This is a genomic window from Calidithermus roseus, assembly GCF_003574095.1.
Taxonomy (GTDB): Bacteria; Deinococcota; Deinococci; order Deinococcales; family Thermaceae; genus Calidithermus; species Calidithermus roseus.
Genome location: NZ_QWLA01000114.1, coordinates 1 through 6468 on the forward strand (window position 1 = coordinate 1; position 6468 = coordinate 6468).

Consider the following 6468-nt stretch of genomic DNA (forward strand, 5'->3'; position numbering starts at 1 on the left):
CTGCTCCAGCTGGGCCAGTTTCATCCCCTTACCCTTCGCTTCCGCTTCCCCAATCAGCGCCATCAACCGCTCTTGTAGTGGGCTCATGCCTCAGTCTAGGCTATTGGGTTGTTTTTGGGACACACCCCTTTCCAACTTTTCCGCCCTCTGCCCTTCAGCAGCGTGGTAGACTCGAGGGCAGGGCGTATGCCCGGAGGTGACGTATAAGGGACGTTCCAATCAACGAGCGGATTCGAGTGCGGCAGGTTCGTCTGATCGACGAAAACGGTACGCAGGTGGGCATCGTGGATACCCGCGAGGCCTTGCAGATGGCCAGGGAGCGCGAGTACGACCTGGTGCTGGTTTCGCCCACGGCGGTGCCGCCGGTGGCCCGGCTCTTGGACTACGGCAAGTGGCGCTATGAGCAGCAGCAGGCCGAGAAGGAAGCCCGCAAGAAGGCCAAACGTACCGAGGTCAAGAGCATCAAGCTGCGCCCCAAGATTGACACCCACGATTACAACGTGAAGGTCGGGCACGTGCGGCGCTTTCTCGAGGAAGGCCACAAGGTCAAGATCACCATCATGTTCCGTGGTCGTGAGATGGCCCACCCCGAGCTGGGCTACAAGCTCCTGGAACGGGTCGCCAAGGATCTGGAGGGCATCGGCTTCGTGGAGATGCGCCCGGAGATGCTGGGCCGCGACATGAACATGGTCATGGCCCCAGGTTCCAAGCCCTCGCCCCAGCCCCAGACCCAGGTTTCCAACCCCCACAGCGGCTAGGGAGATAGCTCACCGCTAACCGTGCTAAACCCCAGGCCGAGCCAATGCCCGGCCTGTTTTGTCGTGCTAGAGCGGCAAGAAGGCTCGAGGGCTTGGCCGAGGGGCCCGCTCGGTGCTATACTCGCAAGGCTGCCGAGCCATCAAGACCCCTCGCGGGCGCTCGAGGCAGCCGTTATAGCCGCAGCCGCGGCCCGGCGAACTCCGCCGGAAGACAAGGAGAAGCACGATGCCGAAGATGAAGACCCACAAGGGCGCCAAGGGCCGCGTCAAGATCACGGCCACTGGCAAGGTGATTGCCAAGAAGCCCGGCAAGCGCCACCTCAACTACCACAAGTCCGGTTCCTCCATCCGCACCAAGGGCCGCAGCTTCACCCTGGCCGAGGGTGACGCTCGCCGCATGATCGAACTGCTGAGGGGTGAGGGTTAATGCCGCGCGCTAAGACCGGTGTCGTCCGCCGTCGCAAGCACAAGAAGATCCTCAAGCTGGCCAAGGGCTTCTGGGGCCTGCGCTCCAAGAGCGTTCGCAAGGCCCGCGAGACCCTGTTCAGCGGGGCCATGCGCTCCTTCAACGACCGCCGCGAGCGCAAGGGCGACATGCGCCGCCTGTGGATCGTGCGCATCAACGCCGCCGCCCGCCAGCACGGTCTGAGCTACTCGGTATTCATGGGCGGCCTCAAGAAGGCTGGCATCGAACTCGACCGCAAGATCCTCGCCGACCTCGCGGTGCGCAACCCCGAGGTCTTCGCCGCGCTCGTCGAGAAGGCCAAAGCTTAACCGCCAGCTGAAAACCGCAGGGGCGCAGCACGCTGCGCCCCTGATCCTTTTTTCCTGGCATCGCCGCTTTCTCGAGCTGATACACCCCGGATTGTAGGGCAGTATAGCCGGAAGGGACCGGAACGCAAGCTACCCTATCGCTGCCGGGTTTTGCCTAGACTGCTCCGGATGACGAAGACCTTCCCGACTTCTACGGCACGGGCTCGGGCGCCGCTCAGGCCCCTCCGCCCCGTCTCGGGCTCAACCGTTGCGGCTTTGGCTCCGTCCCGGGCGTCCCTGCCCGGCTCGAGCCCGGTGAGGGGCGCTCCGTTCGCGGGACCTGGAGCAATAAACTCAGGCATGAACTTCCGCGATCGGCACATCTTGCGCATCCGGGTCGTTCCCGAGGACATCGACGAGCTCGAGCACGTCAACAATACCGTCTACCTGCGCTATATCGAGCAGGCGGTCAAGGCCCACGCCGAGCGGGTGGGGATGGGCTTCGCGGTGCTCAAGGGGTTGGGGGTGATCCCGGTGGTGCGCCGCCACGTCATCACCTACCACCGCTCGGCGCTGCTGGGGGAGGAGCTCGAGGTCTCCACCCGCATTACCGCCTTCAGCGGCTTCCGCGCCACCCGCCATAACGAGGTGCGCCGGGCGGGCGACCAGGCCTTGCTGGTGGAGGTCGAGACCGACTGGGTGTGGCTGGACGCGGAACGTGGCCGGCCAAAGAACGTGCCGCAGGCGGTGCTCGAGGCTTTCGGCCTGCTCTGAACGTCTATGGAAACCCTCGAACTCGTACGACTCAACCTGCTCTCGCCGATGGTGCTGGCCTTCGCGCTGGGCATCGTGGCTACGCTGGTGCATAGCGACCTCAAGATCCCCGAGGCCCTCTACACCGCCCTCTCCATCTACCTGCTGCTGGCGATCGGGCTCAAGGGCGGGGCCGAGCTCTCCATCACCCCGCTGGCGGCCTTCTGGAAGCCGGCGCTGGTGACGCTGGGGCTGGGCGTCGTGACCCCGCTTCTGGCTTACGCCGTCCTGCGGCGGCTGGGGCGCTTCGACGTAGCCGACGCCGCGGCGATAGCCGCGCACTACGGCTCGGTCTCCGCCGTGACCTTCATCGCCTGCCTCACCTTCCTCCAGGCCGTGGGAATCCCCTACGAGGGCTTCATGCCCACCCTGGTGGCGATCCTCGAGGTCCCCGCCATCGTCATCGCCCTGCTCATCGCCCGTCAACGCCTGGGCGGGGCCGAGACCCTGGGCGAGGCCATCCGTGAGGTCTTCTCGGGTAAGAGCATCCTGTTGCTGGTAGGGGGGCTGGTGATCGGCTTTTTCTCGGGCAAGCAGGGGCTCGAGCAGGTGGCCCCGCTCTTCGTCGAGCCCTTCAAGGGGGTGCTGGTGCTGTTCTTGCTCGAGATGGGGATGGTGGCGGCCAAGCGGCTGCGCGACCTGCGCAAGGCGGGGGGATTCTTAGTGGCCTTCGGCCTGCTGATGCCGGTGTTGCAGGGGGCTTTGGGGGTCTGCCTGGGCAGTTGGGCCGGGCTGTCGCTGGGCGGGGCCACGGTGCTGGGAACCATGGCGGCCAGCGCCTCCTACATCGCCGCCCCGGCGGCGGTGCGCATCGCCCTGCCGCAGGCCAACCCCAGCTATTACCTCACCGCCGCGCTGGGCATCACCTTCCCCTTCAACCTCACCCTAGGCATCCCGCTCTACTTCGCGCTCTCGCGCTTGTTCCACGGAGGCTAGCCATGCAGACCGTGCCGCTCAAACTCGTCACCATCATCGCCGAGGCTTTTCTCGAGGAAAAGCTCGTCCGCGAGGTCAAGAAGCTGGGGGCCAGTGGGTACACCCTGAGCCCGGCCCGTGGCGAGGGCAGCCGGGGGGTGCGCGCGAGCGAGTGGGAAGGGGGCAACGTGCGGCTGGAGGTGGTGGCGAGCCCGCAGGTGGCCGAGCGCATCCTCGAGCGCCTGGCCGAGGTCTACTTCCCCAGCTACGCGGTGATCGCTTTCACCCAGACCGTCGAGGTGTTGCGGGGCGAGAAGTACACCTGAAGCGGCGGGTATCTGAGCCTCCCGCTTGGGCCGGGCGCACTATAATCTGAGGATGCGTCCCCTCGCTTTGGTCGGCTGGATCGTGGTCGCATTCAGCGGCTTCTTCGTGTTGGCGGCCATCGGCGACCTGCTCGACGGCTCCGCCGCTGAGGACGTGGAGCCAGGGGTCGTCGCGGGGCTGGCGGTGTTCTTTACCGTCGTGGGCTACCTGGGTTATCGGCTGGCGGTGAGCAAACCCGCGGGGGCCGCGGCCCTCTCGCCCGAACAGCGGGTGCTCGAGCTCGCCCAGCGCATGCAGGGCAGGCTCACCCTGGCCGAGGTGGTGCTGCACTGCAAGATGCCCGTCCCTCAGGCCAAAGAGGTCATGAAAACCCTGGTGCGCCAGGGCTTGGCCGAATTGCACCTGACCGACGGTGGGGAAGAAGTCTATGCCTTCAGCGGCTTCATCCCTGAGGAAAAGGCCAGCGCCAAAGACCCCTTCGAATAAGTCCTAGCGCGACCAGCGCAGGTCCATCTCCTCGCGCTCACCCAGCGCCCGGCGCAGCAGCTCGAGCAGCGCCGGGTCGGCCCCTTGCTCGGCGAAGTACTCCAGGGTGGCCCGGTTGACGTAGTAGTCCTGGTCGCCGGCGGCCTCCTCCTCGAGCTGATCGAGCATGAACTGAAGCTGCTCCTCGCTGATGCTTCCTAGGCTAGCCCCACTCGCGGCGTCGAACAGTTGAACCATGGCTAAGAGCCCTCCGTTTGATTTTCCCTCATCTGGGCTGCTTAGAGTATAGCCGCCGCTTGCCTGGCTAAAAGCTGGTGCATATTCCGCTTGGTTCTTCCAACAAATCGGGCACAATGGGAGCCAATGTACGAGCGGGACTGGCAACTCCTGGCTCCCCTCTCCATCGAGGGCAGCAATTTAATCGTGGAGTACTGTGAACTCGAGGGCCGCATCGCCATCCGCTTGGGTGGTTTTGCCGGGGTGGTGCTGCCGCTGTCGGAGTTCGAGTTGCTGATTCAGCACATCAGCAGTGGGCGGGGCTGGAGCAGCAACGGCGTGCGCTGGTCTCCGCCGCTCCTCCACGTAGGCGCGCGCAGTTTCACCCTCAAGGACGCGGGCAAACGCGCACTGGTGGAAACCCTGACCCGCCTTCCCAGCCCAAGTGGGGCTCAGGTTTTTCAGCCAGAAGTCAACCCGTGGCAGCGGAAGCTTGTTCGGCTTTTGCATGAGCCACTCGAGGGCCTTCAGCCGGCCCTCTCACAACTGGCTACGCTGGCGCACGAGCGGCTGGACATCCAGGGGTTGAGCCTGTGGTTGCACGACCCTGCCACCAGCAGCTACTCCCTGGCGGCGAGGGTGCCCAAATTGCTCGAGCCCGGTGTGCTGGATCGGCGCGGCTACCTGGAGTTTCTCGAGCAGTGCCTGGTATTGCCGGTTCACGATGTCCAGGCCGATGCCCGCGCAACCGCTTTGCGCTCGATCAGCGAAGCCTGGTACTTCGGTGCTTTGCTGCAAGTACCCATCCGGCCTGAGCGCGAGGTGGGCGCCATTCTCTGGCTCGAGCGACGGGAGCCCCAGCCCTGGAATGAGCTCGACCAGCTCATCGCCCTCCAGCTCGCCGAAGCCCTGCGGCCTCACGTGGCGGCGAGCCTGACCCAGGCCCATCAGCCGGCCTCGCTCGAAGCCTTCAAGCGCTACCTCGAGCAGGCGGTTGCCCAGGCGCGTCTACAGGCTCACCCAGTAGGGCTGATCTGGTTCAAAAGCCCCAACCTGACCGAGGTTCAAAGAGCCCGTGTGCTCGACGTGCTACGGCGTTCGTTGCGCCAATCCGACGCAGCCATCGAGGCCAGTCCGGAGGATTTTCTGTTGCTCCTGTCCACCATGCGCACGCCGGGCGGGGCCGCGAAAGCCGCGGAGCGCATCGTGGCCCGTCTGCAAATCGTCATGGGTAAGCTCCCGGCGCTGGGGGTTGCGGTGTTTCCCGATCAGGCCGCCTCCGCCGAGGAATTGTGGCAACAAGCCAATCTCGCTGCTAGTAAGGCGCTCGAGCGCGGCGGCGGGGGAGGGTTGGTGCAGGTTAAGAAGTAGGGGAGACCTTCGCCCCCATCTCCCAGCGGGCCAGGGCCTTGAGCAATACGTCTCGTTCGTTTTGGTGTGACAATCGGGTGATGGCTTCAGCCACTGGGAACCACGCCGCATCATCCACCTCTTCTTTCTGAGGCCGGGGCTGCCCAGATACATACTTCATCAGAAAGTGGTGGACTTCCTTGGTCACCGTAACCGGCGTAGCATCGTCCTTGACGGTGAAGTGGTAGCGAATGCTGCCCAGAGGGGCCAATACCCGCGCCTCGATACCGGTTTCCTCGCGCACCTCGCGCACCGCGGTCTGGGGGTAGCGTTCGCCCTGCTCGACCTGCCCCTTGGGCAAGCTCCACATGCGACCCTCCTTGATTGCGATAAGCAGGGCCTCGAGTACGCCCTCGTTGCTTCGCAATACCACTCCCCCTGCCGACACCACCCGGCGTTTGGCCATGGTATGGGCAGGAGGTTTTTTGGCTTTGCGACGACGTCTCGAGGAGGTAGTGAAATGCATGGGCAAAACCTTCTTCCCTTCAGTGTAAGCCTCGCGAGGGGGTCTGGGGGTGTATATCCCCACATACTCGAGGTTCACGGAGGATTGCACTAAAAAAGGACGCCCTTGGGCGTCCTTTAGGGATCGAAACTTTGAGAAGAGAGGGTCAGTAGCCAGAGATTTGAGTTTCAGGATGGTTCCCCGTGAGGGGACGAGAAACTCCTTAGAAAGGAGGTGATCCAGCCGCACCTTCCGGTACAGCTACCTTGTTACGACTTAGCCCCAGTCATGAGCCCGGCCCTCGGCGCCTGCCCAAGGCTACCGGCGACTTCAGGCAGAACCCAC

The 6468-nt window shown here is 64.4% G+C and carries 10 protein-coding genes and 1 rRNA gene; 8 read left to right on the forward strand and 3 right to left on the reverse strand.

Annotated features, from left to right (window positions below; all coding sequences use genetic code 11):
• Window positions 1–203 precede the first annotated feature (203 nt).
• From infC to Mrose_RS17415, 7 genes are all read left to right on the forward strand, one after another.
• Window positions 204–758 (forward strand): translation initiation factor IF-3, encoded by a 555-nt coding sequence (gene infC, locus Mrose_RS17385; protein ID WP_119280418.1) that lies wholly within the window; start codon window positions 204–206, stop codon window positions 756–758.
• A gap of 226 nt (window positions 759–984) precedes the next feature.
• Entirely contained in the window at window positions 985–1185 is a 201-nt protein-coding gene (rpmI, locus tag Mrose_RS17390) for a 50S ribosomal protein L35 (protein WP_119280420.1), read from the forward strand.
• Window positions 1185–1532, forward strand: coding sequence for a 50S ribosomal protein L20 (rplT, locus tag Mrose_RS17395; protein ID WP_119280422.1), 348 nt, complete (start codon window positions 1185–1187; stop codon window positions 1530–1532). Before rpmI ends, rplT begins: the two co-directional genes overlap by 1 nt.
• A gap of 339 nt (window positions 1533–1871) precedes the next feature.
• Window positions 1872–2285: an acyl-CoA thioesterase gene (locus Mrose_RS17400; protein ID WP_119280424.1), complete on the forward strand. Its 414-nt coding sequence runs from the start codon at window positions 1872–1874 to the stop codon at window positions 2283–2285.
• A 6-nt stretch (window positions 2286–2291) separates the two neighbouring features.
• Window positions 2292–3260: a sodium-dependent bicarbonate transport family permease gene (locus tag Mrose_RS17405; protein ID WP_119280426.1), complete on the forward strand. Its 969-nt coding sequence runs from the start codon at window positions 2292–2294 to the stop codon at window positions 3258–3260.
• Between the two features lie 2 nt (window positions 3261–3262).
• Window positions 3263–3565, forward strand: a complete 303-nt coding sequence (locus tag Mrose_RS17410; protein ID WP_119280427.1) for a P-II family nitrogen regulator — start codon at window positions 3263–3265, stop codon at window positions 3563–3565.
• A 52-nt stretch (window positions 3566–3617) separates the two neighbouring features.
• Window positions 3618–4052 (forward strand): hypothetical protein, encoded by a 435-nt coding sequence (locus Mrose_RS17415; protein ID WP_119280429.1) that lies wholly within the window; start codon window positions 3618–3620, stop codon window positions 4050–4052.
• A gap of 3 nt (window positions 4053–4055) precedes the next feature.
• On the opposite strand, the gene Mrose_RS17420 is transcribed toward Mrose_RS17415, so the two are convergent.
• The gene (locus Mrose_RS17420; protein ID WP_119280431.1) at window positions 4056–4289 is read right to left on the reverse strand and encodes a galactosyldiacylglycerol synthase; all 234 of its coding nucleotides are present in this window, start codon (window positions 4287–4289) and stop codon (window positions 4056–4058) included.
• Window positions 4290–4415: 126 nt separating this feature from the next.
• On the opposite strand from Mrose_RS17420, the gene Mrose_RS17425 reads away from it, so the two are divergent.
• Window positions 4416–5639 (forward strand): hypothetical protein, encoded by a 1224-nt coding sequence (locus Mrose_RS17425; protein WP_119280433.1) that lies wholly within the window; start codon window positions 4416–4418, stop codon window positions 5637–5639.
• Here Mrose_RS17425 and Mrose_RS17430 read toward each other — a convergent pair.
• A complete protein-coding gene (locus Mrose_RS17430) occupies window positions 5629–6084 on the reverse strand; it encodes an NUDIX hydrolase (RefSeq protein ID WP_119280435.1) in 456 nt (151 codons plus the stop codon). The two genes, Mrose_RS17425 and Mrose_RS17430, sit on opposite strands and share 11 nt — an antisense overlap.
• A gap of 266 nt (window positions 6085–6350) precedes the next feature.
• Window positions 6351–6468 (reverse strand): 16S ribosomal RNA (locus Mrose_RS17435); the annotation flags it as partial.